The sequence below is a fragment of the Arsenicibacter sp. R0_47 genome, assembly GCF_057652235.1.
The window spans coordinates 97,420-122,477 of record NZ_JBYFCJ010000007.1 but is presented as its reverse complement, the minus strand read 5'-3'; the positions used below and the strand labels follow the sequence as shown (position 1 = coordinate 122,477).

The following is a 25,058-nucleotide window of genomic DNA, read 5'->3' as shown; positions in this document are numbered from 1 at the left end:
CCGAAAATCTTTAGCATTCATGAAAATCAATATTCGTAAATACATAACGATCGTATCGGGGACGCTGCTGCTGTCGCTCAACAGTTGCAATAAACTAATTGATCTACAGCCAATCAGCGAGATTTCAGATGCCAGCTTCTGGAAGAACCCGGATCAGTTCCGGCTTGCAGCCAATGAGTTTTATACGTATCTCAGGACATTTACTGATATCCTCAATGATGGTCCCTATCATGTCCTGCGCGAAGACCTGTTTTATTCAACTGCCGGGGTGAACCCTTACAGCAGCGGCACCAATGCTGTCCCGAATGCCGACGGGAACTGGACTACTGCCTACACCCGCATCAGGTCGACCAACTATCTTCTGGCAAAGGCGGCAGCTTATCCTAACCCGTCTGACATAGCCTTGTTTGTGGCTGAAGCACGGTTTTTCAGAGCCTATGTTTATTTTACGCTACTCCAGCAATTCGGTGGTGTACCCATCATTGATAAGCCGCTGACTACGACTTCGCCGGAGCTGACCGCCCCCCGCAATTCACGGGACGAGGTCGTCGATTTTATTATTGCTGATCTGGAAGCGGCCATTGCAACGCTACCTACCGAAAATAACATTGCAGCGGGTGATAAAGGACGAGTCAGCAAAGGGGCTGCTCAGGCCTTTCTGGGACGTGTTACGTTGTATGAAGGAACCTGGCAAAAGTTCCGCAGCAATACCGCGAGAGCAAATACCCTACTCGACAAGTCGGTCAGCAACAGCGGCGCGGTTATCAGCAGTGCTCAGTATGAGCTTTTTGCACCGGCGGCCTTAGGTACCACGGCCTACCGATACCTCTTCATTCTGGAGAATGACAAATCGAATCCTGCCGGCATTGTGAAATCAGCAAACAAGGAATACGTATTGGCCAACCGGTATGATGCCGCTCAACGGCAAATACGGCTCAATATTACCCAGGGCACCTACGACAACGTTTATTGGCCTACCCGTAAGTTTGCCAACCTTTTCCTGACGCAGAAGGGATTACCAATTGACAATACGGCCTCCGGCTTTCAGGGCTACGCCACCCTGCGCTCCGAATATGCCGGCCGGGACAACCGGATGACGAATGATCTGGTCATGGACGGACAACGGTATTGGCGCGGCTCCCGGACCTTGTGGACGGGTGATGCCGCCGATTCAACCTCAGCTTCATTAAATAATAATGCCAAAAACTCTGGCTATGCAAATATCAAGTGGGTTGCCGAGCGTAAGGTCAATGATAATGAAGAAGGCTATGACTATCCGGTAATCCGATATGCCGAAGTTTTACTGAATTATGCGGAAGCGGTTTACGAACGAAACGGTTCTATTTCCGATGCGGATCTGGATAAATCACTGAATCTGACCCGGACCCGGATCAACAAGACCATGCCTAAACTTTCGAATACATTTGCACAGGCTAACGGACTGGATCTGCGCACGGAAATACGGCGTGAGCGTACCGTGGAACTGTATTTCGAAGGCTTCCGGCGCGATGACCTGATCCGGTGGAAAACCGCAGAAACAGAAATGGTTACCAATCTTCAGGGAATCAAGTGGAAAGGAACTGCATGGGAAACCCGCTGGAAACAGTCGAACGGTAATTCTCCCTATCCGTTAGACAGCGAAGGAAACCTCTTGCTCCAGTCGGCTTCCGGCCGCAAATGGGATCAGCGTAATTACCTGTTACCGCTTTCAACCCAGCAGATCCAGCTAAATCCGAAGCTGGAACAGAATCCGGGCTGGTAATACAGCTACAGCTACGCACAGAGGAAACATTCGAACGCCGTACCGGAAGCCTGGTACGGCGTTTTTAGTGCTGGAGGTTTCAGATCGGTTTGATGTACTGAATTACCCGTTCGACCTCCTCAAAACCTGCCTTCCGGTGAAAGGTCTCACCGGCAACGTTGCCGAATGTCACGTCGGAAGCCAGTTCGGAACAGCCATGCGCACGGGCCCATGCCTCAGCCTGCCGGATGAGCGCATGGCCGATCCCCTGATGCTGACAGGCCGGCCGGACATAAATGCCTTCCAGAAACGCTACCGGGCTGGCCGTCGCGCCGGGTACATAATCAGTCCGCAGCGACAGGTCCATAAATCCGATGGCTTCTCCCTCTGCATCCCGCACGATAAAGCCGTCCTGCGTCGGCGAGGCCAGTATTTCCCGCAGAATAGCCTCCATCTCATGTTGTTCGTCATCGTCCGGCCAGAGTTCCAGCGCCAGCCGGGTCCAGTCGGGCAAATCAGCTTCAGTTGTCCGGTTAATTGTCATATAAAGCGTATATTTCCAGAAACCTGTTTGAGAAATTCTTCCAAATGAACAAAAAAAGGCAAAAAACCGGTTTCTCCTGAAATCATGCTGCAACCGGCCCATGACGCAGGACCCCGACTTTCTGACCCGTACACCGACACCGGCTCTGGCTGACGTTGTCGAAAGCTTCTGGATGCTGACCAACCGGTCCGCCGATGACAAGCCGGTTATCATTTTGCCCGACGGCCGGATTGATTTATCCTTCTCCTCCCGCCAGCCAACCCACTTCTCCCTGCTCGGCCTGGAAAGTCAGCCCGGCAAAGGCCTTATCCGGGGGCATGAATGCATGATGGCCGTCAGCTTCCGGCCGCTGGCGATTGAGTACATGTTTGGTAAGCACACAACGCTCCTGACGAACACGTTCTATCAGATCCCACTAGCCGATTTCGATTTCCGGACAGACAGCATCTCCGGTTTCGACATGTTTGTTGAGCGGTTTACGGAACAGTTAGTCAGGCGGTTCTATAAGGATTGCCGCCTTCACATAGCCATTATCGGCGGCGGCCCCGGCGGACTAACCCTGGCCCGGCTACTGCAACAAAAAGGAATCAGCGTTTCTGTGTACGAACGCGCTCCAACTCGCAAGGTGCCTGACCGGCGCTTTCCCGGATACCTTAACAGCTATTACGGCCTATGAACAAGCTATGCGGAAATACGCAGCAGACACGACCCAAATGACACTAGAGCAAACATTTAAGTTACATCAGGAGGCCTCATTAGACCATTTACTCAATTTGTTTAACCAGCTCTAAACCAGAAGTGACTTTCTGACAACAGTAATCTGATAATCAGCAATCTACACCGGACAAAAAATATATCTGCGAAAAATTGTATCTGCTACTTTTTTTGCAGTTGACAAATTGGTTTGTACATTTTTATTTTTTTTTTGATTTATATTTACACCATGGTAGTTAATGAATCACAAATGAAAAGGAATTACGGCCCGCTGATTGGCTTGTTAACGCTGATCATTGGTACGGCTGTGTTTTGGGCAATCATTTTTTTACTTGTCCGTTTCCTATAAATCGAGAGGCTCAACCGTAAACCGTTGAGCCTCTTTTACATTCTCCTCTGTCAGATGTTTGCCGGCTTACTTCAGCGGTGCTATAACCAGAATCATCTCAAACAGCATTGAGCCCGCAAAGTCGCTGTCTTCAAACAGTGCCGTTACCGGTTACGCTTACTAAGCTATTAAGTATCGTTTTCATTGGTTTACGCTGGGTAGTGGTTAGTTGATGCTTGCCTGAAAACTTCCGCTGAATGAGCTGGTTTTAAGCACACTCTTCGATTTATTATAGTTGTACAGTGTAGCCGTAAAGTTTCCGGTGATTTTGCCATTTTTACCGGTATACTCCTTAATAGTTACCGACCCGTCAGAAAATTTATTTTCAACACCGGTTTGGTAACCATATGAGTAATTCAGCCCGTCCTTCCCGCTTTCCTTACCCCCAATGGACACCTTAGGGCTTGTCCAGGTCGGATCAATTGTATACGTTCCGGGGCCTTTAAAATTCCGGATCTGGAAATGAGCCGTTGCCGGATAGGTCGGGTCTTTCGGATTTGGCTCCGTCAACGACAGAAACACATAGTCCGGCTCAGCGACCGATACCGCCACTTCCGCATTCTCGTAGGTTTTGCCAGCGGCCGTAAATTTATTCGGGGAATGCATCGTCAGGTTGGCCACCAGCATCACACGGCTGCGGCCACCGGTTTTCAGGTCTACACTGATGGCTGCCGGATTCCATTGCGGAACACGATTCGGGGCAACAAACAGTGCTTTTTCACCACTGTTATGGACATTTAACGTCCCCCATGATGCATTTGCCGATGTTGGTTTTTCACCGTTCAGCCGCCAGTTGTCCAGGTTTTCGGCTCCGACCGGTTTCCAGGCATTCAGCGGAGCCAGTAATTCTTCCCGGTACTTCGACTCGTCAGCATCACTGTGGTTGGGCTGGAAAGCAACGTACAATTCCACCGACTCATTCGGCACCAGATTGTCCTTATGGTACTTCAGGTAAAAGTTCTGATAAAACGCGACGGGATATTTCAGATCGAATGTCGGGCGGGTGGCGGTCAGTGTTTTAACAGCGTCATTGGGTGTCAGGTTACCGGTACCCGCCCAGGTTCCGTTTTCTTTCTGATAGGCGATACCCACTGCTGCCGGTCCCGTTCCGTTCAGCCCCGTCTCGCCGTATTGCCAGGTAATGGTTACCGGTTTTTGCAGCGTTACATCTTTCGGCGAAATCTCAATGGCCGGACCGATGGCACCCGGTGCTTTGTTTTCTACCAGCTGAATCTTAATAGTCGCCGGCGCTGACAACGCTCCGGCAGGGAAGTTGACGGTTAACGTTTCGGTTGAGGTTGCCGAAAGGGGGGTTGTGATGCTGCCGCCACCGGTACCGATGGTCTGTTGCACCGGCGTACCAACGGGTTTGCCAGCTTCGGTTACCTGGGCCGGTTCATTGCCGGTTGACGGCGGTGTTTCGGGCGAAAGCGTTGGCTGGCAGGCAATCAGCAGTAAAAAAGCCGACAGCGTGCCCAGCTGTTTCCATTCAGGGATAAGGTTCATGATCGTCGTTGTGTCTGTTCAGTAGCCCAAAATTGGGGGTCTGCTTCAACTCCTCCCATCAACACCTTACTGAATTGCGCCAAACGATACCTTAACGCTCCATATCAACCGACTAATTGTAAGGATCCTGCTATCTTGCAGCGATTCCGATCAATGCCGCTGCCAAATGAACATTACCAAAATTCTCACATCGACACTCTTGTTTTTAGTAGGCTCCTTCGGTCACTGGTACATCATGTACTGGCAGTTTAAGGCTCCGAACTGGATAAAATCACCGATACCCTACCTGCTGGCACTGGGCTGCACCTGGCTTTGGATCAAGGCCTCTGACTATGGCGTAGCGGGTTTCAACGGGTCCATGTGGTCGAACCGCTTTCTGTTTTTTGTCACGGGTGTGATTGCGGGCAGTATCCTCTACCCCATCCACTATGGCCAGCCATTTACGCTCAAAGTAATGGTGCAATTGCTGCTGGCCCTGGCAATCATTGCCGTTTCGGTTCTCTGGAAATAGACCCGAAGTCCGCTACACCGTTTTCCGGTACCGGAAGGAGGCCAGTGCCAGTACGCCGATAACCATTCCTGATAAGGTCAGAAACTGGGCCTGCATGTCTTGCAGCGTACTGCCTTTCAGCATCACATTCCGGCCCGCTTCAATGATATACCGGAGCGGGTTTATGATGTTGAGGTACTGCGCCCACTGCGGCATATTTTCGGTCGATGAAAAGAGGCCGCTCAGCAGGATGAACAGGACCATCATGAAAAAAACGGCAAACATGGCCTGTTGCTGCGTTTCGGATATAGTCGAAATCAGCAGGCCGATGCCGACACACAGAATCAGAAACAGCAAGGCAAAGCCGTAAATCAGCAGCGGACTGCCCACTACCGGTATGTTAAAGGCGAGTTTGCCCAGGATCAGGCCCATCGTAAACTGCACCAGCCCGATTACCACAAACGGGGTTAGTTTTCCCAGAATGAACTCATGCTTGCGGATAGGGGTCACGTTCAGCTGCTCCTGCGTACCGATTTCTTTTTCCCGGACAATGTTCAGGGCCGAAATCATGCCTCCGACAATCAGCAGCAACTCGAACAGAATGCCCGGCACCATAAAGGTTTTATAGTCAAGCTGCGGGTTGTACCAATACTGATTCTCCACGTCGATCTGCACACGGCCGGCCGGGGTGATGCCCATGGTTTCGGCACGGATCGCCTCGTTGAAATCCCGCAGAATGGTCTGGGCATATCCCAGCGCAATGCCGGCCTTCGACCCGTCGATAGCGTTGACCATCAGCTGCACCTGCGCTTTGTTGTCGCGGGTCAGGTCCCGTTCAAAATGCGCCGGCACCACCATGACCAGGTCAACTGTTCCGGCCTGTAGTTCGCGATACGCTTCCTTATAGGCGGGCAGGTACCCGACAAACCGGAAGTTGTCGATAAACCGGAACTTACCGGTCATGCGCTGAGCATAGGTCGTATGGTCCTGATCGACCACGGCAATGTTCAGGCTTTTTACCTCAAAATTAGCGGCCAGGGATAACAGAATCAGCTGCATCATCGGCGCCGCCAGCATCATCCGTAACAGCACTTTGTTCCGGAAAATTTGCTTAAATTCTTTTTCTATGATAAACCGTATGCGATACATGGCTTGTATGTCTAACTCATTTCCGGATACTCAGATTACCCCAGTCGCGTTTTCAAATTCCGCAGACTAACGGCATTAATGACGGTTGCCATCCCGAAAAGCACCAGCGTCTCCTTCCACAGGTATTGCAGCCCTACTCCCTTGATCATGATGCCTTTAACGATGCTGATAAAGTATTTGGCCGGTATAATGTTCGACAGGATTTGCAGGGGCTTCGGCATACTTTCGATTGGAAAAATGAACCCCGACAGGAAAATCGTCGGCATCAGCATAATGAGCAGCGACGCAAACATGGCGACCAGCTGCGTTTCGGCAATGGTCGAAATCAGAATGCCGATCGACAGCGCCAGAAAGATAAACAGCAGTGTTTCGGCCAGCAACAGGCCCAGGCTGCCGTTCAGCGGAATGCCCAGCAGATTAATGCCCAGCACAATGATCATGCAGCCGTTCAGAAACGATAACAAGAGGTACGGCAGCACCTTACCGAACAGAATCTGCATCTGGGTCAGCGGCGACACCATCAGCACCTCCATCGTACCGGTTTCCTTTTCGCGGGCAATCGTCACGGACGTCATCAGCGCCGACACGAGCAGCAGTACCATGGCCATTACCCCGGGCACAAAGACAAAAGCGCCTTTCAGCTCCGGATTGAAGACCATCCGCGACTGCACGTCGAGTTGCATCGGCGGATTCATCCCGACCGGATTCAGTTCGGCACTATAACTCTGGATTATGTTGGTTGCATAGTTGGTCAGGCTGATGGCCGTATTCTGCTCCGAAGCATCGGCCAGAACCTGAATCTGCGCCGCCTGATCATGCGCCAGTTCAGCCGTAAACCGCGCCGGAAACACGATGACCATCTTTACCTTACCCTTACGGAACGCCGGTTCGATTCCTTTGTAGCTATCCAGTTGCTGTTCCAGTTTAAAATAGCCCGAAGACAATAACCGGCTGGTTATCTGGCGGCTGTGCTGGCTGTGATCGAGGTCCAGGATCGCAATCCGCGCGTTTTTGATCTCGTTCGTGAGGGCAAAGCCGAACAGCAGTACCTGTACAAACGGCAGGCCGAACAGGATCAGCAGGGTTCGCCGGTCGCGCAGAATATGGAAAAACTCCTTTTTAACAAATGCGAAAAAACGTTTCATGTTCGCTGATGGTCAATGTACCTACTTCGTTGAGGTGCCCCGCGCCAGAATCTGAAATACGCCGTCCATCGAATCGACCCCGAACGACTGTTTCATGGCCGCCGGTGTATCCAGTGCCTTAATCCGCCCGTCGACCATGATCGACACACGGTTACAGTATTCGGCTTCGTCCATGTAGTGGGTCGTCACGAAAATGGTCGTGCCCCGGCTGGCGGCTTCATAAATCATGTCCCAGAACTGCCGCCGCGTGATCGGATCAACCCCGCCGGTGGGCTCGTCGAGAAAAACAATCCGCGGGTCATGCACCAGCGCGACCGAAAAGGCCAGCCGTTGTTTCCAGCCCAGCGGCAACGAAGCCACCAGTTTATCGGCCACCCCGCCCAGATCGAGCTGCTGAATAATTTCATCGGATTTCCGGCGCAGTTCAGCCTTGGGCAGGCCGTAAATACCACCGTAAAACCGGATGTTCTCCCGCACCGTCAGGTCCTCGTAGAGCGAAAACCGCTGGCTCATGTAGCCAATCACTTGTTTGATTTGCTCGGTCTGCCGGTAGACATCAAAACCGGCAATGGTTGCCGAACCCGACGAGGGCCTCAGCAGCCCGCACAGCATCCGGATGGCGGTTGTCTTACCGGCTCCGTTAGCGCCCAGGAAACCAAAGATTTCGCCCTGCGCAACGTCGAACGTAATTTCGTTGGTCGCCACAAAATCGCCGAAGCGTTTGGTGAGTTTATCCGTGCTGACTGCCTTCTCCATGATGTTGCATAAGGGCCATGAAACTGTCTTCAATACCGGCCTTGATGGGCTTGATCTCAACAGCTTCGTGATGTTTTTGAATCAGATAGTCACGGATAATTTCTTCTGTGACTGATGGCAGGGTGGTCAGGTGCAGGTACTCCCCGAATGCATAGCAGGTTTCGGTAAACGGTGCCGCCCGCAAATCCTGAATAAGCCGGTAGGTCTCCCGCGCCTTAACGGCAAACAGCGGTTTCTGAAACAGGTTCTCCACACCGGCAGGTGTATCCACCGCCAGAATCTGTCCGGTCTGCATGAGCGCAATCCGGTCGCACTGACCGGCTTCGTCCATGTACGGCGTCGATACCAGAATCGTCAGACCACGTTCGTTGAGCCGGTGCAGCATATCCCAGAATTCCTTGCGCGACACCGCATCTACGCCCGTTGTCGGTTCATCCAGAAAGAGCACATCCGGTTTGTGAATCAGCGCACAGCACAGGGCCAGCTTTTGCTTCATACCACCCGACAAAGCCCCCGCCCGCCGGTTTTTAAACGGTTCCAGCTGCACATAAATGTCACGGATCAGTTCATAGTTGGCGGCAATTGTTGTTCCGAAAACGGTGGCAAAAAACGACAGGTTTTCTTCAACACTCAGGTCGGGATAGAGCGAAAATCGGCCCGGCATATAGCCGATCAGCGGCCGCAGTTTCCGGAAGTCGCCCACGACATCCATGCCGTTAACCTGCGCCTTTCCCTGATCGGGGCGCAGTAATGTGACCAGTATTTTAAACAAGGTTGTTTTGCCGGCTCCGTCCGGCCCGATCAGTCCGAAGAGCTCTCCTTTTTTTACCGTCAGCGACACGTCATTAACGGCCTGCGCACCGGCAAAAGCTTTCGACACCCGGTCAATCTGTATGGCGTCCATAGATGCGTTCGTTTACCGGAATTTCACTTCACCCGGCATTCCGATTTTCAGACTGCCGTCGTTTTTCACCCGGATTTTCAGGGCATACACCAGATTCACCCGTTCGTCTTTTGTCTGAATGATCTTGGGCGTAAACTCGGCTTTGGCAGAGATCCAGGTCACGGTACCGTCGTATGGCTTCAGCTGATCATCAGGCGCATCGACAAAGACCTTCACCTGCTGACCGGTTTTGACATTAATCAACTGGTCGCCGCTCACGTATGCCCGCAGCGTAATGTTATCCAGAGCAGCGATTTTATACAGCGCCTTGCCAAACGAAACGACTTCGCCCGGTTCAACGTATTTGACCGTCACCACACCGGCCGCCGGATTGATGACCGCTGCCTTACTGATCTGATCGTCGATTTGTTTGACCTGTTCGGCTAATGGAGCCTGCTCCGCCGACGTACCGCTGCGCTGCGTACCGAGAGCCGACGCCTGGGCCACACGCTGCTGTCTGATCAGGGCAATCTGCCGCTGAACCAAGTCCATCTGCGCCACAATATCGTCCAGTTGTTTGGCCGGTGCAGCGCCCGCATCCAGCAGATTCTGTGCGCGTTCCTTTTCCCGTTGCAGGGTTTTCAGCTGTTGCTGCTGCACGGCAATCTGCTGATCATAGGCCGATAACTGCGCGGCAACGTCCGGTGTACGACTGCGAACGGCCTGCTCCGAGGCCAGTAGCTGGGCCTTACGCAACATCAGCTGCTCGGTGTCGATGCGCCCCACCCCTTGTCCGGCGGTCAGGCTCTGCCCTTCTTCCACCGTAAACTGCTGCAACGCACCCGTTGCCTCGGCCGATACAATGGTTTCGACCGCCTCAAAATTTCCGTAGGCGTCCGCCTTTTCTTCCGTTTGCTGACAGGCCACCGGCACTATCAGAACACTACAAATCAATAGGTTATAGCATAATTTCATGACTATCGTTACGTTTGAATATCTGTCAACTCGATTCCCTTAATTTCCGGTCAGCGTTCGGTATGTGATCCGTGCCATCAGCAACTGAAGCTCATGAAGTTTCTGGTTCAGCTGCGCCTGTAGTTCGTTATTCAGTTCGGTGGTGTAGTCGCGGGCCGCAATCACCCCGTTGTCCAGCTGCACGGATGCGGCCTGCCGGACCTTTGCCCGCAAGGCCACCAGTTCGGCATCTCTAGCGATCTGTGCTTCCAGCCGGTCAATTTCGGTTTGTTGCTGTCTTAATTGTACCGACAGATTTTTTTCAAACACCGCCTGCTGAACATCAACTGTCTGCCGGTTCAGGGCCAGCGTCTGCCGGTCATTGCGCAAGGTATACGCTTGTGAGATGGTCCAGTTCAGCCGCAGCCCGCCGATGAAAAAGCCGCGGAAGTCGTTGTTCAGGAAATTCAGCGCGGGCCGGCCGGCACCACCCTGGGCAAACAGACTCAGTCGTGGCTTCAGCCGGTTCTCCAGCAGACTCTCCTGCGCATCGTATACCAGCCGCTGGTTTTTAAAGAGTTGTAATTCCGGACGGGCAACGGGTAAGGCTCCGGCCTGCGGTACGGGGCTGACGGTCAGCCGTGTGCTGTCAGTAATCGCCAGACTCGTCAGCAGGCCCAGGGTCTCCCGGATACCACGTCGTGAGACTGTCAGGTCGGCCATCCGCTGATCAGCACGCAGGTACTCCGCCTGTAGCGCATCGACGTTCATTTGTGCCGCCGTCCCGAAAGTCACATTTGCCGTCAGTTTCCCGATCCGGTTCCGGAGGTCGGTCATCGCTGCCTGATTGATCCGGATGTTCTCTTCTGTCAGCAACGCATTCATAAACAAGCCGTTGACCTGATCTTTGAGGCGATTCAGCTCAACCTCAACCTGTTGCTGCGCCGAGGCCGATGCAGCCTGCTGCACCGCCACCTGCCGTTGGGTCAGATTCCCGTCGTACAGCGTATAACTGGCATCCAGCGTTAGTTTATACTGGTCCTTGCTGATGCTGGGCACCTGAAAATTGGGAAGCTCTATCGGTAGTTTCGTTACCTCCGACTGCCAGGTTGCCTGACCATTAACCGCCAGTTGCGGAAGCTGCCGGTTTGTCTGCAAACTGGCAACGGCCAGATCGGCGGTCTGCTGAATAATCCCCTTCTGTTTCAACAGGGGGTAATTCGTCCGGGCGGCTTCGTAACACATAGCCAACGTGACGGGCTGGGCCTGTAGCTGCCCCCACAAGAGTAACCCAAGTCCGGTAAAAAGCGCTTTCATGATAACATAAAAAGTTGTTTTAAACACTTGTTTAATTGACGGGCAAAAAAAATCACCCAGCCCGTAAATAGGTCATGATCATTTCCGGAATGATCTTTTTCCGTGCCTCAATAAACTCACGGAATGCCTTCTCGTCGAACGTTCCCACGTACGATAAAACACCGCCCGCCATAATCGGGAAAATGATGCTGCCCATCACCGAAATGACAACCTGCAGCGGGTCAATAGCCCGGATCTCACCTTTGGCCGATGCCTCCTGCAATTGCTTCCAGAAATACGACCCCTGAATAACGCTCCGGACATCCAGATCCTTAAAAAACGCGGCTCCTTCTTTCCGTTGCTGTGTCAGGATAAACGCCGGCATCATCTGATTATCAAGGATAAAATCGGTATACCGGTCAACAATTTTCCATATTTTTACTTCCAGCGGTGTCTTCTCGTTCAGCAATACCATCATCTTTCCCACAAACTCAGCAAACGTTTCGCGGTAAATGCTGTTGAAAAGCTGCTCCTTACTCCGGAAATAATAATTCACCAGGGCAATGTTAACATCAGCGGCTTCCGCAATCTGCCGGATTTTTGCGCCTTCAAAACCATACTCCAGAAACACACGCTTGGCGGCTTCCTTAATTTTCTGCTCGGTATCCAGTTCTGCCTCTCCCATACTGTTCATCTCGCAGCAAAGGTAAGGAGCAAGTCCAATTTTAAACAACTGTTTAATTAAATTTATTTTTCATGTCCGGTTAAAACTTTGTGTCAGGCCACCGGTTTTACGTTGTTATGGAAAATTCACCGGTCAATGCAGGCTATGCCTGCATCAATCTGACATTACAGGCCGACAAGGTTTTTACGAACCGTGGCATGATAAAAAAAACCTTTATGCAGCGGGGTATCACCTATGCCTCGGAACTGGCGCTGAAAAACGTACAGGATTTATTGACGATTGTCGACTGGAATCTGGCCAACGGGTTCCGGATTTTCCGCATTTCCTCGGATATTTTTCCCTGGGCTTCTGAATACTCACTGAACCAGCTGCCCGATTTTACCGATATCCGGGCAACGCTCGAAGAAATCGGTGCCCGCCCGATCCGGCTGACGACCCACCCGGGACCGTTCAACAAACTGGCCGGCGAAGGTACCGTTCTCGACAATACCATTAAGGACCTCGAATACCAGTCCGAAATCTTTGACCTCATGGGGTTGACGCCTTCGCACTGGAACAAAATCAATATCCACGTTGGTGGTACCTATGGCGACAAACAAGCCTCACTGGTCCGGTTTGCCGAAAACGTAGGCAGGTTGTCCGAAAATCTGCGCGCCCGGCTGACCGTCGAGAACGATGACCGTCCCGGCCTGTATACCGTTGCAGATCTGATGACGATCTATGAATTATCGGGCGTTCCGATTGTGTTCGATTACTTCCATCACTCGCTCAATCCGGGGCAACAGACAGAGGAAGAAGCGTTTCTGACGGCCTATTCCACGTGGGATGTGCGGCCGGTGTTCCATTTTTCGGATTCCCGCAAAGACCGCGAAGATCCGGGTGCCCGCCGCGAAGCCCACGCCGACTGGATTTATTCGCCGGTTAATACCTACGGCAAAGCGGTTGACATAATGTTTGAGTCAAAAATGAAAGAGCTGGCTATACTCAAAATCCGTGGCGGACTGACCGGCTTACCGGCATCCTTTTCCGGCCAGGCAGCCGGTTGATGATGTGCCGTCGTAATTACAGGACTTTATATGCCTAATTCTTCCTAGTTTTGCGCCGACATTTTGCTAATCCTTTTTCATGATACGTTACGCACTTCTGACTGTTCTTTTGGTTTTCTTCTTGTCAGCCTGCAAGCAGGATAAAAAAGAATCAACAACCAATACTGCTACGGAAACCCCGGAAAAGCTCCCCATTGCCAGTCTGACAAAATTAGCCGGCAAGATCGGCGATAGCCTTGCGGTACACCTCTCAGAAGCCGTCAGTGACCTGAAAATCAGTATCGACGGTACGGCAAGTACGGGTTTCCGGCAGCAGAAAGATACGCTCCGGATTAAGGCAAATGCACCCAAAACAGGCTGGCACCAGCTGATCGTCAGCGGTCTTAACGCGCAGAAAACCGCCTTTGCCGACACGCTTGCCTTTGAGTTATATTCAGACATTACCCCGGCCAGCGTCGGTTTTACCGTGCTCCAGACCTACCCGCACGAAAAAAGCAGCTTTACCCAGGGGCTGGAATTCTACAAAGGCGACCTGTATGAAGGTACCGGGCAAAACGGCCAGTCAAAGCTGATGAAAGTAGACCTGAAAACGGGCAAGCCGATTCAAAGCCGGCCAATTGATGCGCAATATTTCGGCGAAGGCATCACCATTGTCAACGACAAAATCTACCAGCTGACCTGGACATCAGGTGTCTGCTTTCAGTATACTATGGACTTTACGCCGGTAACCACCTTTAACTACCATACCCAGGGCTGGGGACTTACGCACCGGGACACGACGCTGATCATGAGCGATGGCTCAAACAAACTTTATTTCCTGACACCAACCTTTCAGAAGACCGCCGAAATCGCAGTTTATGATGACAAAGGGCCGGTTGTTAATCTGAATGAGCTGGAGTACGCAAACGGCTACGTATATGCCAATATCTGGCAGACCAACCGCATCGCGCAGATCGACCCGGCTACCGGAAAAGTCACTGGTTATCTGGATATTACCAAAATCATACCGCCAACTATTAACGCTACTGAAGATGTGTTGAACGGAATAGCCTACCAGCCGCAGGAACGGCTCTTTTACATTACCGGTAAAAACTGGCCGACCCTGTTTAAGGTGCGGGTATCCCCTTCTGCTAAGTCGTCAACTGTGGCCGGTTTGTAACGTATACCGTACAACTATTTGATATTCCGGCGACTTTTTATCATATTCGGGCTAAGAACTTAGTCGCTTTATGTTTCTTGTTTACACGTTTTTGACTTTTGTTGCTATTGGATTCATTATAATACTCATCAGGCGAAAAAGTAAACTCCGCCGGCTCGATCAGTTGCGGAGAGACTACCGGATTGCGCTGAACGGTAATGATCTGGATGAAGCCATAGCCATCGGTCGGGCCTATTGTTATCTGATGAAAGGATTTACCGGTCCGGACGACGAAAAAAAAATCCGGGACGACTGGCAGGCTATTCAAAAAAATAAGCCCTCGGCATCGAGGACTTATACAGCAGAAATCTATACCTGCCTGACCGGCGAACGCCTTTAAACCAGTGTTGTACCGGCGTTTACCCGGGCCGCCAGATGCTCATCGATCTGTTGCGTTACAAACCGGAAATCGTCCGGCCGGTCGGCATAATTCAATTCGTTCACATCAATAATCAGCAGCTCACCAACTTTATAATCAACCGCAAATTGTTCATATAGGGCATTCAGGCTTGCCAGATAGTCTTCACTGATCGACAGCTCATACGAGCGGCCGCGTTTCTGAATCTGACGAACCAGTTTCGGCAAGTCGGCGCGCAGGTAGATCATCAGGTCGGGCGGGCGCACCAGACTCAGCATGTTTTCAAACAAACCCCGATAGGTTTCGTAATCACGCGGAGTCATCTGGCCGGTTTCGTAGAGGTTTTTGGCAAAAATAAAGGCATCCTCATAAATCGTCCGGTCCTGAATGACGCTCCGGCCCGAATCGCGGATGGTTTTTACCTGCTCGAAGCGGCTGTTCAGAAAGTAAATCTGCAGGTTGAAGGCCCAGCGTTCCATATCGCCGTAAAAATCGGCCAGATAGGGATTCCCCTCTACGGCTTCAAACAAAACGTCCCATCCGTAATGATTCGCCAGCATCTGGGCCAGCGTTGTTTTCCCTGCGCCAATATTTCCGGTAATGGCCACGTGCATATCACTCTGTATCAACGGCGTAAAATCTGTAAAAGTTACGTATATATTCTCTTTCCCGTGGCCTAAAAGCGAATTCTTTTGCGGCTCAACGTGTTACATTCTGCAAACGAATACACAAGAAAGCACGCATTTGGCAAAACACCAAAAGCCGGTAAGCGAATTAAAGCCTCTTGCGGGCAAATTTTGTAACTTTGCCGGCTGAAGTGACAGCATCTGAGATTTAGAGTTTATGAAACCGTATCGCGTCTTACTATATTACTGCTACACCCCTATCGAAAACCCGGAAGAGTTCCGGGACGAGCATCACCGGCTTTGCCTCGATCTGAACCTGCTGGGCCGGATCATTGTGGCCCCCGAAGGGCTGAACGGCACTGTTTCGGGGCTTCCGGAAGATTGTGAAACGTACATGCAGACGGTAAAGGCTGATCCGCGGTTTGAGGCTTTGGAGTTTAAAGTGGAAGAACACGAAGACCACGCGTTCAAAAAACTGCACGTCCGGCTGAAAGAAGAAATTGTCAACTCCGACCTACCCGTTAATCCGCTGGAACAGACCGGAAAACACCTCGAACCGGACGAGTTTCTGAAACTGAAAGACGATCCGGATGTTGTCCTAGTCGATATGCGGTCGAACTACGAGCACTCGGTCGGTAAGTTCAAGGGCGCGATCACGTTTGACATGGAGAACCTGCGCGAACTGCCGGATCATGTACACGAAATTGAGCATCTGAAAGACAAAAAAATAATTACGTACTGCACCGGTGGCATCAAGTGCGAAAAAGCCAGTGCTTACCTGCTGTCCCGCGGTTTTGAGAATGTGTACCAGCTACATGGCGGTATCATTAAATATGGCCTTGAGGCTGGTGGTGAAGATTTCGACGGTAAATGTTATGTGTTTGATAACCGCGTCGCTGTTGATGTCAATCAGGTTAACCCTGAAGTAATTTCAACCTGTTTCCGTTGCGGTACAACGACTGACCGCATGATCAACTGTGCGAGTCCGGTCTGCAACAACCATGTAACCTTGTGCGAGGCCTGCGGTTGGGATCACCAGGGAACCTGCTCGGATGCCTGTAAGCAGGATCCGCTGCTCCGGACATACGACGGTACCGGTTATTATGCCAAAAATTCAGACGGATACACCCCGTTACAAGGCTATAAGAGTCTGGCAGGCAGTCTGGTTAAGTAGCCTGCGGCGAACGATATTTAATTACCGGGCCCCGCCATCGTTTGATAGCGGGGCTTTGTTATGGCGTTTCCCTGAAAAGTAGGCCCTTTTTTGTAACTTTGACGGCTCTGGCCCCGAATGTATGACGTTCCCTGCTCCACAGGAACAACCGGAAGGGTCGAAAATGTCAATATGAGTTATGTCAGAACATAAACCGCTAATACTAGTAACAAACGACGATGGCATTACTTCCCACGGCATCAGAACGCTTGCCAATCTGATGAAGCAGCTGGGCAATGTTGTGGTCGTTGCCCCGAACAGTCCTCAGTCCGGTATGGGTCATGCGATCACTATTGCGCACCCGCTGCGGCTGTATCCAACGGATATTTTTCCCGATTTTCCGGCTTATGAGTGCTCGGGTACGCCCGCAGACTGTGTAAAGCTGGCCAAAAATCATATTCTGAAAGACCGTAAACCCGATCTGGTCGTTAGTGGTATAAACCACGGCAGCAATACCTCGATCAGCGTACTGTATTCAGGGACCATGTCGGCGGCGATCGAAGCAGCGATTGAAGGCATTCCGGCCATTGGCTTTTCCCTGAATGATTTCAGCCGCCAGGCCGATTTTTCGCATACGGAAGAACACATACTGGCCATTGCCCGCAATGTGCTGACGCACGGAATGGCAAAGGGCGTTGCCCTGAATGTAAACTTTCCGGCGAAACAGCCCGAACCGCTGAAGGGCATAAAAATCTGCCGCCAGGCTGATGCCAAATGGCAGGAAGTTTTTGATGAACGGCGGGACCCGCACGGACGCCGGTATTTCTGGCTGGCCGGCGAATTCGTTAACTTCGACCCGCAGGCCGAAGATACCGATGAGTATGCACTGGCTCACAACTATACGTCGGTAGTACCCTGCAAGTACGACCTGACGGCATACGACACCATACAGGAAATGCAGGATTGGAACCTTTAACCGTGGTTTGAAGCGGGCGCGAAGCGCGCTCTTTTTGATAACACGCTTAACAGAAAAAGATTATGTCTCTGCTAGGAAACGTGCTCAAGAGCGGCATTAAGTTAACAAATGTCGTTCAGCGCAAGAAGATTAACCCATTTAAGTTACAGAAGAAAACATTTTCGAAACTGGTTTCGAAAGCCCGCTACACCAAGTTCGGCGAAAAATACCACTTCGAAGTCATACAAAGTGCATCGCTGTTCGGTTACGAGCGTGAATTTTACGAGTTGTACAAACAGCATGTACCGATTTACGATTACAACACCATTTATCAGGAATGGTGGCACCGCACGCTGGCCGGCGAAAAGAATGTCTGCTGGCCGGGCCGTGTGAAATACTTTGCCCTGAGTTCGGGGACGTCAGAGGCCGCGTCGAAGTATATTCCGGTGACGAAGACAATGTCGAAGGCGATTCAGAAAACCAGTATCCGGCAGATTCTGACCCTCGGACGCTATCAGCAGCTTCCGGCAGCGATTTACGAAAAAGGGTTTCTGATGCTTGGCGGCAGTACGACGCTCAGCTACCGCGATAACCATTTCGAAGGCGATCTGAGTGGTATTACCGCCAGTCAGATTCCGTTCTGGTTCCAGCAGTTCTATAAGCCGGGCCGTGACATTGCCAGTGAACGCGACTGGGCCCTGAAGCTGGATGAAATCACGGCTCAGGCCTCGCAGTGGGACATCGGCTTTATCGTGGGGGTACCGGCCTGGCTACAACTTCTCATGGAAAAGATCATTGCCTATTACAAGGTCAATACCATCCATGACATCTGGCCGAACCTGAGCGTTTTCTGCCACGGCGGTGTATCGTTCGAACCGTACAAGAAAGGCTTTGAAAAGCTCCTTGGCCGGCCGATTACCTATATTGAGACCTATCTGGCGTCGGAAGGGTTTATCGCCTACCAGACGCACCCGAACGCTGCGGGCATGCAGCTGGTGCTCAACAACGGCATATTCTTTGAGTTTATTCCGTTCAACGAACGCAACTTTACGGCCGACGGACAGGTACTTCCGAATGCCGAGACCCTGATGATCGATGAGGTGGAAGAAGGGAAGGAATATGCCTTGCTGATGTCGACCTGTTCCGGAGCGTGGCGCTATCTGATCGGCGATACCATCAAGTTCATTTCCAAAAAACGGGCAGAAATTGTCATTACCGGCCGGACCAAACATTTCCTCAGCCTCTGCGGGGAGCACCTGTCGGTCGATAACATGAACAAGGCCATCGAGCTCGTATCCAGCGACCTGAACATCGATATCCGCGAATTTACCGTGGCCGGTGTTACGAAAGATACCCTCTTTGCCCACAACTGGTACATTGGTACGGACGACAAAGCTGATGCCAACGACCTCCGCGACCGTATTGATGCTAAACTAAAAGAGCTGAATGACGATTATGCTGTCGAACGGCGTCATGCCCTGAAGGATATTACGGTAACGGTAGTACCCGCGTCGACATTCTACAAATGGATGGAGTCGAAGGGAAAACTGGGCGGGCAGCATAAATTCCCGCGGGTGCTGAAAAAAGACCTCATTGCCGACTGGCAGAATTTCCTTGAAAAACAGAAGGTTTAGCCGTCTATTAACTTCTAACTTCCAGGAAGTTTAAAACTTCCTGGAAGTTAATTTTTCCAGTTATCAAGTATCTCTACTTATCCATCATCGCCATTAACGGTACGTATACACGCAGGTAAGCCAGCTGGATAGCCACCGCCAGAAAAATCACCCCGGTTACGCGGTTGAAAATCAGGATTACCCGCGGCGTGAATAACCGCTTCAGTTTGTGGGCAGAAACAGCAATAGCGGTCTGCGTCAGAAAGATCGCCAGCACGCTCATGGACAGAAAGCCGACCTGCTCGTCAAAATCGTAGTGCAGCGATTTCCGTAAATAGGCTGTCAGCCCCACCCAAGTCAGGAAATTGACCGGATTCAGACCGTTGAGCAGAAAACCAATCCAGAAGTAATACAGAAAATTGCCGAAGCGGGTGGTCGGATAGGCCAGCCGGGGCGCTCCTTTTACCAGGTTAGCAATTCCCATAACACTCAAAAAGACCACGCCAATTATCGAAATGCCCAGTTCGAACCCGTCGATTTTCGGTAAGAAGGAGGTTCCGAATAAAGCCGAGGCGATAAACAGGGAGTCGCAGACAACCACCCCGAAGGCGATTTTCATCCCTGCCTTGTAGCCATTATCAACACTATTCTGTAAGAGCGAAAAAAAAACCGTGCCGAAGGTCCAGCACAGTAGAATACCGGCAATCAGGCCGTAAAACAGCGCTTCAATCATATTAAATACCTTTTAGACGGGCAACCATCAGAATGGCGCACATACTTATAGAGTCTGTAATTTCACTGGCCATAACCATTCGTACTGCCTCTGACAGGTGCACCTTTCGTACCATCAGTTCTTCTGTTTCCTCAGGCGCATGCTCGCCCTGGCTCAACCCTTCGGCAATGTAGATAAACCCTTCTTCATCGGTAGCAGAATTCGAGGTATGTATCCGGGCCATTTTTGTCCAGCGTTCTGCCATGAGGCCGGTTTCTTCTTTCAGCTCCCGTTTTGCCGACTCCAGAATATCGGTGCCGACCGGACTGCCTCCTTCCGGAATTTCCCACGAATATTCATTTAGCGGATAGCGATACTGCCCGACCAGATATGTATAGCCCTCCTCATCAATCGGGAGTACGCCGACAGCTTTGTTTTTAAAACTTACTACGCCATAAATACCAGGTGTTCCGGCAGGGGTAACAACCTCTTCATGTCTGATTGTCAACCAATTATTATCATAGGCAGTCGTGGAAGAAAGGGTCTGCCAGGGATTATCCGTTTTATTCATATCCACGAATGTACAAACTTTTCCCGTCTTACCGCGTAACTTTGCATCAGAACAAATGCCCGCTGCGTAAGGGTTAGAAGCAGTCCCTGTACCCCCTTCCTCCTTGCGCAGGTTACCCATGAGTACACTTCAACAGACTAAATTCCGGTGGATGACCGTCTCTCTCGGACTGAGCATCACACTGCTATTACTGAAAATGACCGCCTGGTACTTAACCGGTTCAGCAGCAATCCTTACCGATGCCCTTGAATCGATTGTCAACGTACTGGCCAGTGCCTTTGCATTGTACAGTATTTACCTCGCCGGTCAGCCCCGCGATTTTAACCATCCTTACGGTCACGGTAAAGTTGAATTTCTCTCTTCCGGCTTTGAAGGTGCTCTGATTATCTCAGCCGGTTTCTTTACCGTTTATGCGGCAGTCATGAGTTTTCTGCGGCCGCACACGCTCGAAAATCTGGACTGGGGCCTGTTGCTGGTTGCGTTATCGACAATTGCCAATGCTGCTACAGGCTGGATGCTGGTCCGGACCGGCCAGCGTACCGACTCAATGGCACTGATTGCAGACGGCCGGCATCTGCTGACCGATAGCCTGAGCAGTGTCATTGTTCTGGCCGGGATCGGTCTGGTTTTGTTGACCGGGCGGGTATGGCTTGACAGCGTTTTATCGCTTATTCTGTCCTTTGTGATTTTCTACAACGGATTTCATCTGGTCCGGCATGCTACGGCGCGTCTCCTCGACGAAACCGACACCCCTACCCTCGACCGTGTCGTTACGCTGCTGCGGGAAAACCGGAATACCAGCTGGATTGATGTCCATAACCTGCGGGTACAGAAATACGGCGCGGACCTGCACATCGACTGCCACCTGACACTGCCCCGCTACTGGGAGCTTACAGGTGTACATCAAACCGTCAACCACTTTGAAAATACGTTGAAAGGAGGTTTTACGAGTGAGGTTGAGATTTTCGTCCATGCCGATCCCTGCCTGCCCGATTGCTGCCATTACTGTCGCGTAGCCGATTGTCCGGTACGGTCATTTCCGTTTCTGCACGATATGATCTGGAGTGCAGACAACCTGCCGCTGAACCAGAAGCATTTTGTCTCTCTTGAGTTACCGGTGCGGGAATCGTAACATTTTTCATTAAAATTTTACTCTTTTCTTGCCTTTTTCATTTACGCACAGTACATTTATCGAAATATTTAAAAAAAATCTTATATACTTATAATTTTTTAAATATTCGGATAATTCAGGTTGTATTCAATACTGGCAAAAAAGCCCTCATTCCCAGCGAATTTGAGGGCTTTTTTCTTTTATACTAGAACATTACTAAAACACCTGCTAGTCCTGATAATTGTCCTTTTCCGGCAACTCGCCCGCATAAAACCGTTTTCCGCAAATATTAAGCCTCTATACAGCCGGGCGCAGGAAATACGTTTGAATATTCCCTGAATTTCGTAGATTTCGCCCTTTAACTCCCTTAGCAACATGACTACCGATCGTCGCTCCTTTATTAAGCAGGCGGGGCTGATACTGGCGGCTGCGCCATCCCTGACGGCTTTTGCCGAACCGGCAAAAAAACGCTTTTTTGAGATCTCACTGGCCGAATGGTCGCTGCATAAAGCATTGTTTGCCAAAAAAATTACGAACCTCGACTTTCCCGTTATTGCCCGTAAGGAATTTGGTATCCGGACGGTTGAATATGTTAACCAGTTCTTTAAGGACAAAGCTAACGATACAGCGTACCTCAACGAGTTACTGAAGCGCTGCAAAGACAACGGCATTAAGAACCACCTGATCATGATTGACGGCGAGGGTGGTCTGGGCGAAACCGATGCAGCCAAACGAAATCAGGCTGTCGATAACCACAAAAAATGGGTTGAGTGCGCGAAATACCTTGGCTGTCAGACCATCCGCGTAAATGCCTATGGCACCAGCTCCGGAACAGAGGTTGCCCGTGCAGCCGTTGAAGGACTCGGTAAACTGGGCGAATTTGCGCAGCCGCTGGGTATCAATGTGATTGTTGAAAACCACGGTGGCTACTCGTCAAACGGGGCGTGGCTAACCGATGTCATGAAAGATGTAAATAAACCAAATGTCGGTACACTGCCGGATTTCGGTAACTTCTGTCTGCGTCGCGGAAAAGACGGCTGCGAAAGCGAGTACGACCGCTATCAGGGGGTTGAAGAGCTGATGGCATTTGCCAAGGGCGTTTCGGCGAAAACGTACAACTTCGACGAAAGCGGCAACTGCATCGAAACCGATTATAGCCGCATGATGAAAATCGTAAAAGACAGCGGCTTTAAAGGCTATGTCGGGATTGAATACGAAGGCGACAAGCTGGACGAATACGACGGCATTAAAAAGACAAAAGCGCTGCTTGAGCGCTTTAAGTGATCCTGCTGTGTGGAAGCCGGCTGGCCGGCTTCCACGTTTCTTTTCCGGTTATTTCACACTACCCATACCACCGTCGACCCCGACAATCTGGCCGGTTATCCAGGCCGCCTGATCCGAGAGCAGAAAGGCCGCCATGTTGGCAATATCAGCCGACGCGCCGTACCGGCCCAGCGGATGGCGCTTATTGGCTGCCTCCCGTTTCGTATCATCCCCTAACAGAAACTGCGCCAGCGGCGTATCAGTCAGAGACGGCGCCACGGCGTTGACCCGGATCTGCGAGGGTGCAAACTCGGCTGCCAGTGATTTTGCCAGCCCCTCAACCGCCGATTTGGCTACCCCTACCGATGAGTGCAGGCTCATACCTACTTTCGCCGCTACCGTACTGAACAGAACAATACTGGCTCCCTTAGCCTTTTTCAACGCCGGAAACGCAGCCTGAACCGCCGCAATAGCACCCAGTACATTCACCTGCAAATCGTTCTGAAAGTCAGTCACTGACAAGCGCTGAAAGGGTTTTAAATTTATGGTTCCCGGACAGTAAACCAGTCCGTGCAGGGTGTCCGGCAGTTGCTTTGCTAAATCACCTGGCGGCTGGGTAACGTCCCAGTTCAGGTGCGTAGACTGAATGCCTTCCGGCTGGCGGCGACCGGCCGTAATCAGGGTTGCTCCCTGTGCCTGTAGTGTAACGGCCAGGGCATGCCCGATGCCGGAGCTGGCTCCGATAATAAAAATGGTTTTTCCTTGCATTACGGAGATGGTTTTCATGAAAAAAAGAAGGCTGCCAGATTGAGCAGCCTTCTTCATCACAATAACTAATATCTCCCTACAAGGTTGCGTTCATACCCGAAATATACCGCAGAAATTCCTGCCGGGTCGCTTCCTCTTCAAACTTACCGTGGTAAGCTGCCGTAACGGTTGAACTATGTACGTCACGAACGCCCCTTGTTGATACACACAGGTGTTTGGCATCAATGATAACGGCCACGTTTTCCGTTTCCAGCACGTCTTTCAGCTCATTGGCGATCTGAACGGTCAGACGCTCCTGCACCTGCGGACGTTTGGCATAATACTGTACAATCCGGTTTAGTTTTGAGAGGCCGATTACCTTGCCGCTCGATATATAGGCAACGTGTGCCTTACCGATTATCGGAACAAAGTGGTGTTCGCAGTACGATTGCACCAGAATGTCCTTCTCAACCAGCATTTCGTTGTATTTGAACTTGTTATCAAACAGGGTTGGTTTTGGCTTATTAGCCGGATTCAGCCCGCTGAACGCTTCTTTTACATACATCTTGGCGACACGCCGCGGCGACCCGTTCAGGCTGTCGTCGGTCAGGTCAAGGCCCAGAATGTTCATAATCTCCCTGAAGTGTTCAGTAATGAGTTCAATTTTATGATCATCGTCCATCGCAAATGCATCCGGACGCATGGGCGTTTCAATCGACGTAGCAGCATGTGACTCGCCAATTTCCTCGGCATGCAGGTCATCGGCAAAGTCAGTACCGGCATGTTTGCCATTCTTGCCATTACCGTTAAGCGGCCGGGTATTCAACAAAATTCCGTTCGGTTTCATAAAGTCTGATTTTGAGATCCAGCGAGGGATCCAGCTGCTCACGTAAAATTTGATAGATAACGATGGCAATGTTTTCGGCCGACGGGTTTAAGTCTTTAAACTCTTCGGTATCCAGATTAAGATTTTTGTGATCAAACCGGTCGAGTACAAACGTTTTCGTTATATCACTAAGTACTTTCATATCAATGACATAGCCCGTTTCCGGATCAACCGGCCCTGTAACCTGAAGTATCAGGTCATAGTTATGCCCATGGTAATTGTAGTTATTGCATTTACCGTAGACGCGTTCGTTTTTTTCGTCTGACCAGTTCGGGTTGTTCAGCCGATGTGCCGCATTAAAATGTTCTTTCCGGTAGACAGCAACCCTATGGCGCGTATCCGGTACAGAAACTGCTTTTTCCGGGGCATGTGCCAGAGGTTGTGGGTTACCGCTGGTATCCACCTGATTTGATTCACTCATGTTTTCGTTCAGAACTGACTTTCAGTTCGCATGTCGTTACAAAGGTTGTGTACAACACATGCAAGCCGCCGGGCGGGTGGCCATTTCCGCCCCAGGGAATGCGATTGCTACCCTACTAACATAAGGGTCGGCTTTTTTGTTTAATCA

At 51.0% G+C, this 25,058-nt stretch carries 25 protein-coding genes and 2 pseudogenes; 12 read left to right on the top strand and 15 right to left on the bottom strand.

What is annotated here, in order from left to right; all coding sequences use genetic code 11:
* The first annotated feature begins 19 nt into the window (after positions 1-19).
* A complete protein-coding gene (locus AC23NW_RS14945) occupies positions 20-1,762 on the top strand; it encodes a RagB/SusD family nutrient uptake outer membrane protein (RefSeq protein WP_487450446.1) in 1,743 nt (580 codons plus the stop codon).
* 79 nt (positions 1,763-1,841) lie between these two features.
* On the opposite strand, the gene aac(6') is transcribed toward AC23NW_RS14945, so the two are convergent.
* A complete protein-coding gene (gene aac(6') / locus AC23NW_RS14940; protein ID WP_293843830.1) occupies positions 1,842-2,285 on the bottom strand; it encodes an aminoglycoside 6'-N-acetyltransferase in 444 nt (147 codons plus the stop codon).
* Between the two features lie 100 nt (positions 2,286-2,385).
* Here aac(6') and AC23NW_RS14935 point away from each other — a divergent pair.
* Positions 2,386-2,673 (top strand): annotated as a pseudogene (locus AC23NW_RS14935) (DUF6597 domain-containing transcriptional factor); the annotation flags it as partial.
* Positions 2,674-2,745: 72 nt separating this feature from the next.
* Positions 2,746-2,955, top strand: a pseudogene (locus AC23NW_RS14930) (NAD(P)-binding protein); the annotation flags it as partial.
* Between the two features lie 597 nt (positions 2,956-3,552).
* Here the strand turns inward: AC23NW_RS14930 and AC23NW_RS14925 are convergent.
* Positions 3,553-4,893 carry a hypothetical protein gene (locus tag AC23NW_RS14925; RefSeq protein ID WP_487450445.1) on the bottom strand — a complete coding sequence of 447 codons (1,341 nt, stop codon included), beginning with the start codon at positions 4,891-4,893 and terminating at the stop codon, positions 3,553-3,555.
* A gap of 166 nt (positions 4,894-5,059) precedes the next feature.
* Here AC23NW_RS14925 and AC23NW_RS14920 point away from each other — a divergent pair, with 166 nt between their 5' ends.
* Entirely contained in the window at positions 5,060-5,404 is a 345-nt protein-coding gene (locus AC23NW_RS14920; protein WP_487450444.1) for a hypothetical protein, read from the top strand.
* A 12-nt stretch (positions 5,405-5,416) separates the two neighbouring features.
* On the opposite strand, the gene AC23NW_RS14915 is transcribed toward AC23NW_RS14920, so the two are convergent.
* Genes AC23NW_RS14915 through AC23NW_RS14885 form a run of 7 tightly spaced genes read right to left on the bottom strand, consistent with a single transcriptional unit; the run spans position 5,417 to position 12,260 of the window.
* Positions 5,417-6,532 carry an ABC transporter permease gene (locus AC23NW_RS14915; RefSeq protein WP_487450443.1) on the bottom strand — a complete coding sequence of 372 codons (1,116 nt, stop codon included), beginning with the start codon at positions 6,530-6,532 and terminating at the stop codon, positions 5,417-5,419.
* Between the two features lie 35 nt (positions 6,533-6,567).
* The gene (locus AC23NW_RS14910; RefSeq protein ID WP_293844720.1) at positions 6,568-7,677 is read right to left on the bottom strand and encodes an ABC transporter permease; all 1,110 of its coding nucleotides are present in this window, start codon (positions 7,675-7,677) and stop codon (positions 6,568-6,570) included.
* Positions 7,678-7,698: 21 nt separating this feature from the next.
* Positions 7,699-8,433, bottom strand: coding sequence for an ABC transporter ATP-binding protein (locus AC23NW_RS14905; protein ID WP_293844717.1), 735 nt, complete (start codon positions 8,431-8,433; stop codon positions 7,699-7,701).
* Entirely contained in the window at positions 8,408-9,337 is a 930-nt protein-coding gene (locus AC23NW_RS14900) for an ABC transporter ATP-binding protein (protein ID WP_487450442.1), read from the bottom strand. The genes AC23NW_RS14905 and AC23NW_RS14900 overlap by 26 nt, the downstream gene beginning before the upstream one ends.
* 12 nt (positions 9,338-9,349) lie before the next feature.
* A complete protein-coding gene (locus tag AC23NW_RS14895; protein WP_487450441.1) occupies positions 9,350-10,291 on the bottom strand; it encodes an HlyD family secretion protein in 942 nt (313 codons plus the stop codon).
* Positions 10,292-10,330: 39 nt separating this feature from the next.
* Entirely contained in the window at positions 10,331-11,587 is a 1,257-nt protein-coding gene (locus AC23NW_RS14890) for a TolC family protein (RefSeq protein ID WP_487450440.1), read from the bottom strand.
* Positions 11,588-11,639: 52 nt separating this feature from the next.
* Complete coding sequence (locus AC23NW_RS14885) at positions 11,640-12,260, bottom strand: TetR/AcrR family transcriptional regulator (protein ID WP_487450439.1); 621 nt, start codon at positions 12,258-12,260, stop codon at positions 11,640-11,642.
* A gap of 107 nt (positions 12,261-12,367) precedes the next feature.
* Between AC23NW_RS14885 and uvsE the strand changes: the two genes are divergently transcribed.
* The 3 genes from uvsE to AC23NW_RS14870 all read left to right on the top strand — a co-directional run bounded on the left by uvsE (position 12,368) and on the right by AC23NW_RS14870 (position 14,835).
* A complete protein-coding gene (gene uvsE / locus AC23NW_RS14880; protein WP_487450438.1) occupies positions 12,368-13,297 on the top strand; it encodes a UV DNA damage repair endonuclease UvsE in 930 nt (309 codons plus the stop codon).
* Positions 13,298-13,376: 79 nt separating this feature from the next.
* Positions 13,377-14,456, top strand: coding sequence for a glutaminyl-peptide cyclotransferase (locus AC23NW_RS14875; protein ID WP_487450437.1), 1,080 nt, complete (start codon positions 13,377-13,379; stop codon positions 14,454-14,456).
* 91 nt (positions 14,457-14,547) lie between these two features.
* Positions 14,548-14,835: a hypothetical protein gene (locus AC23NW_RS14870; RefSeq protein ID WP_487450436.1), complete on the top strand. Its 288-nt coding sequence runs from the start codon at positions 14,548-14,550 to the stop codon at positions 14,833-14,835.
* Here the strand turns inward: AC23NW_RS14870 and AC23NW_RS14865 are convergent.
* On the bottom strand, positions 14,832-15,467 hold the full coding sequence (locus tag AC23NW_RS14865) for a deoxynucleoside kinase (protein ID WP_293837541.1): 636 nt from the start codon (positions 15,465-15,467) through the stop codon (positions 14,832-14,834). The genes AC23NW_RS14870 and AC23NW_RS14865 overlap by 4 nt on opposite strands.
* Before the next feature lie 229 nt (positions 15,468-15,696).
* Here AC23NW_RS14865 and trhO point away from each other — a divergent pair, with 229 nt between their 5' ends.
* From trhO to AC23NW_RS14850, 3 genes are all read left to right on the top strand, one after another.
* Complete coding sequence (trhO, locus tag AC23NW_RS14860) at positions 15,697-16,653, top strand: oxygen-dependent tRNA uridine(34) hydroxylase TrhO (RefSeq protein WP_293837538.1); 957 nt, start codon at positions 15,697-15,699, stop codon at positions 16,651-16,653.
* A 178-nt stretch (positions 16,654-16,831) separates the two neighbouring features.
* Entirely contained in the window at positions 16,832-17,608 is a 777-nt protein-coding gene (gene surE, locus AC23NW_RS14855; RefSeq protein ID WP_487450435.1) for a 5'/3'-nucleotidase SurE, read from the top strand.
* 62 nt (positions 17,609-17,670) lie between these two features.
* Positions 17,671-19,221 (top strand): GH3 auxin-responsive promoter family protein, encoded by a 1,551-nt coding sequence (locus AC23NW_RS14850; RefSeq protein WP_293837536.1) that lies wholly within the window; start codon positions 17,671-17,673, stop codon positions 19,219-19,221.
* A gap of 73 nt (positions 19,222-19,294) precedes the next feature.
* Here AC23NW_RS14850 and AC23NW_RS14845 read toward each other — a convergent pair whose 3' ends face one another.
* Complete coding sequence (locus AC23NW_RS14845; RefSeq protein WP_487450434.1) at positions 19,295-19,933, bottom strand: LysE family translocator; 639 nt, start codon at positions 19,931-19,933, stop codon at positions 19,295-19,297.
* Between the two features lies 1 nt (position 19,934).
* On the bottom strand, positions 19,935-20,483 hold the full coding sequence (locus AC23NW_RS14840; RefSeq protein ID WP_293837534.1) for an NUDIX domain-containing protein: 549 nt from the start codon (positions 20,481-20,483) through the stop codon (positions 19,935-19,937).
* A gap of 118 nt (positions 20,484-20,601) precedes the next feature.
* On the opposite strand from AC23NW_RS14840, the gene AC23NW_RS14835 reads away from it, so the two are divergent.
* Positions 20,602-21,615 (top strand): cation diffusion facilitator family transporter, encoded by a 1,014-nt coding sequence (locus AC23NW_RS14835; protein ID WP_487450433.1) that lies wholly within the window; start codon positions 20,602-20,604, stop codon positions 21,613-21,615.
* 354 nt (positions 21,616-21,969) lie between these two features.
* Positions 21,970-22,878 carry a sugar phosphate isomerase/epimerase family protein gene (locus AC23NW_RS14830; protein ID WP_487450432.1) on the top strand — a complete coding sequence of 303 codons (909 nt, stop codon included), beginning with the start codon at positions 21,970-21,972 and terminating at the stop codon, positions 22,876-22,878.
* Positions 22,879-22,926: 48 nt separating this feature from the next.
* On the opposite strand, the gene AC23NW_RS14825 is transcribed toward AC23NW_RS14830, so the two are convergent.
* The 3 genes from AC23NW_RS14825 to AC23NW_RS14815 all read right to left on the bottom strand — a co-directional run bounded on the left by AC23NW_RS14825 (position 22,927) and on the right by AC23NW_RS14815 (position 24,911).
* Entirely contained in the window at positions 22,927-23,625 is a 699-nt protein-coding gene (locus tag AC23NW_RS14825; protein WP_293844521.1) for an SDR family NAD(P)-dependent oxidoreductase, read from the bottom strand.
* A gap of 76 nt (positions 23,626-23,701) precedes the next feature.
* A complete protein-coding gene (gene folE, locus AC23NW_RS14820) occupies positions 23,702-24,451 on the bottom strand; it encodes a GTP cyclohydrolase I FolE (RefSeq protein WP_487450431.1) in 750 nt (249 codons plus the stop codon).
* Entirely contained in the window at positions 24,411-24,911 is a 501-nt protein-coding gene (locus AC23NW_RS14815; protein WP_293844512.1) for a 6-pyruvoyl trahydropterin synthase family protein, read from the bottom strand. Before AC23NW_RS14815 ends, folE begins: the two co-directional genes overlap by 41 nt.
* Positions 24,912-25,058 lie beyond the last annotated feature (147 nt).

Bases quoted from the DNA above. Each gene is read 5' to 3' on its own strand.
- AC23NW_RS14945 (WP_487450446.1), top strand. From the start codon at position 20: ATGAAAATCAATATTCGTAAATACATAACGATCGTATCGGGGACGCTG.
- AC23NW_RS14925 (WP_487450445.1), bottom strand. From the start codon at position 4,893: ATGAACCTTATCCCTGAATGGAAACAGCTGGGCACGCTGTCGGCTTTT.
- AC23NW_RS14920 (WP_487450444.1), top strand. From the start codon at position 5,060: ATGAACATTACCAAAATTCTCACATCGACACTCTTGTTTTTAGTAGGC.
- AC23NW_RS14915 (WP_487450443.1), bottom strand. From the start codon at position 6,532: ATGTATCGCATACGGTTTATCATAGAAAAAGAATTTAAGCAAATTTTC.
- AC23NW_RS14910 (WP_293844720.1), bottom strand. From the start codon at position 7,677: ATGAAACGTTTTTTCGCATTTGTTAAAAAGGAGTTTTTCCATATTCTG.
- AC23NW_RS14905 (WP_293844717.1), bottom strand. From the start codon at position 8,433: ATGGAGAAGGCAGTCAGCACGGATAAACTCACCAAACGCTTCGGCGAT.
- AC23NW_RS14900 (WP_487450442.1), bottom strand. From the start codon at position 9,337: ATGGACGCCATACAGATTGACCGGGTGTCGAAAGCTTTTGCCGGTGCG.
- AC23NW_RS14895 (WP_487450441.1), bottom strand. From the start codon at position 10,291: ATGAAATTATGCTATAACCTATTGATTTGTAGTGTTCTGATAGTGCCG.
- AC23NW_RS14890 (WP_487450440.1), bottom strand. From the start codon at position 11,587: ATGAAAGCGCTTTTTACCGGACTTGGGTTACTCTTGTGGGGGCAGCTA.
- AC23NW_RS14885 (WP_487450439.1), bottom strand. From the start codon at position 12,260: ATGAACAGTATGGGAGAGGCAGAACTGGATACCGAGCAGAAAATTAAG.
- uvsE (WP_487450438.1), top strand. From the start codon at position 12,368: ATGGAAAATTCACCGGTCAATGCAGGCTATGCCTGCATCAATCTGACA.
- AC23NW_RS14875 (WP_487450437.1), top strand. From the start codon at position 13,377: ATGATACGTTACGCACTTCTGACTGTTCTTTTGGTTTTCTTCTTGTCA.
- AC23NW_RS14865 (WP_293837541.1), bottom strand. From the start codon at position 15,467: ATGCACGTGGCCATTACCGGAAATATTGGCGCAGGGAAAACAACGCTG.
- trhO (WP_293837538.1), top strand. From the start codon at position 15,697: ATGAAACCGTATCGCGTCTTACTATATTACTGCTACACCCCTATCGAA.
- surE (WP_487450435.1), top strand. From the start codon at position 16,832: ATGTCAGAACATAAACCGCTAATACTAGTAACAAACGACGATGGCATT.
- AC23NW_RS14850 (WP_293837536.1), top strand. From the start codon at position 17,671: ATGTCTCTGCTAGGAAACGTGCTCAAGAGCGGCATTAAGTTAACAAAT.
- AC23NW_RS14845 (WP_487450434.1), bottom strand. From the start codon at position 19,933: ATGATTGAAGCGCTGTTTTACGGCCTGATTGCCGGTATTCTACTGTGC.
- AC23NW_RS14840 (WP_293837534.1), bottom strand. From the start codon at position 20,483: ATGAATAAAACGGATAATCCCTGGCAGACCCTTTCTTCCACGACTGCC.
- AC23NW_RS14835 (WP_487450433.1), top strand. From the start codon at position 20,602: ATGAGTACACTTCAACAGACTAAATTCCGGTGGATGACCGTCTCTCTC.
- AC23NW_RS14830 (WP_487450432.1), top strand. From the start codon at position 21,970: ATGACTACCGATCGTCGCTCCTTTATTAAGCAGGCGGGGCTGATACTG.
- AC23NW_RS14825 (WP_293844521.1), bottom strand. From the start codon at position 23,625: ATGCAAGGAAAAACCATTTTTATTATCGGAGCCAGCTCCGGCATCGGG.
- folE (WP_487450431.1), bottom strand. From the start codon at position 24,451: ATGAAACCGAACGGAATTTTGTTGAATACCCGGCCGCTTAACGGTAAT.
- AC23NW_RS14815 (WP_293844512.1), bottom strand. From the start codon at position 24,911: ATGAGTGAATCAAATCAGGTGGATACCAGCGGTAACCCACAACCTCTG.